This window comes from Polaromonas sp. P1_G4 (assembly GCF_056405475.1).
In genome coordinates this window covers 1-2056 of sequence record NZ_JBFUCA010000639.1, presented here as the reverse complement: position 1 = coordinate 2056, position 2056 = coordinate 1, and the positions used below count along the sequence as shown (strand labels likewise).

Here is a 2056-nt window from a genome sequence, read left to right as displayed (position 1 = left end):
TACGAAGACAAGTCGCTCCCCAGAGGTGGCGGGCTGCTGGATGTGTACGACATTCAGGTCGACGGAGGCAGCAAGACCATCACGATTTACGTGGATATGTACCGGACGGGGCCGCCGTTGTTGCCGGTTGGGTTTACGGCTCGACTCCCCGGTGGGTAGGAGTGTGAATCGCGTCTCGCTATGCCAAAAACCTTGAGAACCAGGGGCTTTTTCGTAGCGTCGAACCGACCCGTTGGGTCAAGTCCAAACAGCCAAAATCCTACTAGAAGAGCTCGTCCAACGCCACGAGCGCCGCATCCACACCTCGCCCGACCACGCGGCATTGGTACTTGGAGTCGAGTTGCAATACATTGGTCACCTGATGCGCCAGGCGCCTTTCTGTGAGGAAAAGATCGCAGTACGGCAGGGCTACTGACGCATGCTGCCAATCTTGCCAGTCATTGTTGGAAAGTGTGTGGGATGGATCACACTCGTATGTTGAATAGAGTTCATTGCGAATGACAAACCCTGGCAGATGGCGGCCAAGTGCACCAGCCTGATAGTCGGCCACTGCGTGTCGCGCTAAGCTCTGCGCAGCCAAAGATGACTTCGTATCCAAAGCTGCAGCACCGCTCGACCCCAGAAGTTTCACTAGCTCCGCTTCAAAAAGTCCGACGTGCTGTATCAGCACAGCCTCGAATTCGGCTTCACACGTTCTCCGGAAATCTCCGTTGTGAGGTCTCGTCTTCTTTCGCTCCTCGACCTTGATCAGCGTTTCTGCATCTAAATCAGACTTCAGGTGATGCTTAGTATTCCAGTCAAAGGCCTCGAATATCTCGGAGAACCCTTGGTTCCAAAAAGCATCGGCAGCACTTTTGAGAATGGCTTGACCTGCATTACCGATATTCGGAGGCAAGACATTACCACCCGAGAGGTCTGATTTGACAATCTGGCCCAAACAAGTCCACTGCAGCGGTGGGCTTCGCCCCACAACGCCCGACTTATAGCGAACATAATTCCCGACCTCTAGTGCATCCAACTCCGCTGTCGGTGAAAGTGCGACGCGTTCCGTCAGTTCGTCTACCAGCGCGGTGGTGGCTCTAGCGCTATCTTCAAGCTGTTTGGCGATTTCCAGCATAGAAGTGAGATGACTTACGCAGACGATCTTACGAGTCGCAACTAGCGATCGCAGACGGCCCAGCAGAGCAACACTTTCAACAGTTCCCCTTCCAAGCTCTGCATCTCGCAGCCATATCCAGTAATTCGTATCAAGGTAAACGGCTTTGGTGGACGCCATTCCGCGCYCCATCTGCAGCTTGTATTTGAGGATGTACTCCTCAACACTGGTATCGACGCCAAACAATCGGTGCCAGTGAAGCAGGGCCGGTCCACCTAGACGATCAAGAATCTTGTCGTGTGTTTCCGTCATAGTAGTTGTGAGTCTATCGGCATTGACCGCACGCAACCATAGCTCAAGGAGTACCCGAATAAGTAACTACTGAGGGAGTCACCCCTGGCTTGTCTTTTCTCGTAGCCATTTCCCGTCCCCCTACAAATAGATGAGATAACCACCAGCAAGCGCTGTCATTTCAGAGCAAGAAGTAGCTGAGGATCTGGGGGTGACTGGTTCCATTTACATCGCTACCATCGCGCTATAGCAACGGAGGATGACATGCATCAAAAACCAGGATTGATGGCAGGGCTAACTCTTACGAGGTTTGGTCCCCAGGAAATCGAAATAACAAACAACTTAGCCGCAGTATGGTTCGTAGCGTACGCGGGGGAGCAGGTACATGGCAAATCCAGTCTGCCCTACGTATTTCTGAAGCCATGCGATTCCTTCAAAGAGCGGTTCAATTTTTTCAATGACATTCTTTGTATTTTTCATCCCTTCCCCGAGATTGACTCTCGTGTTTTCGAGGCGATGGACCGCATTTTATTTGCGCATCAGCATCGACTTGATCGTCTTTGTGTCGTCTTGATCACCAATGCAGAGACAATCTCTGAGGCCCTTCGGAAGAATGATCTGGACTCTGATCCTCGGGTTGTCGTTCCTTTTAAATATCAAGAATTGCGA

The 2056-nt window shown here is 51.8% G+C and carries 2 protein-coding genes; one reads left to right on the top strand and one right to left on the bottom strand.

Translation table 11 applies throughout. The features are described 5' to 3' along the window. Positions 1–262 precede the first annotated feature (262 nt). The gene (locus AC1D1X_RS21615) at positions 263–1408 is read right to left on the bottom strand and encodes a hypothetical protein (protein WP_477699145.1); all 1146 of its coding nucleotides are present in this window, start codon (positions 1406–1408) and stop codon (positions 263–265) included. 243 nt (positions 1409–1651) lie between these two features. On the opposite strand from AC1D1X_RS21615, the gene AC1D1X_RS21610 reads away from it, so the two are divergent. Further along, the coding region (locus AC1D1X_RS21610) for a hypothetical protein (protein WP_477699144.1) at positions 1652–2056 on the top strand (405 nt) is incomplete at its 3' end.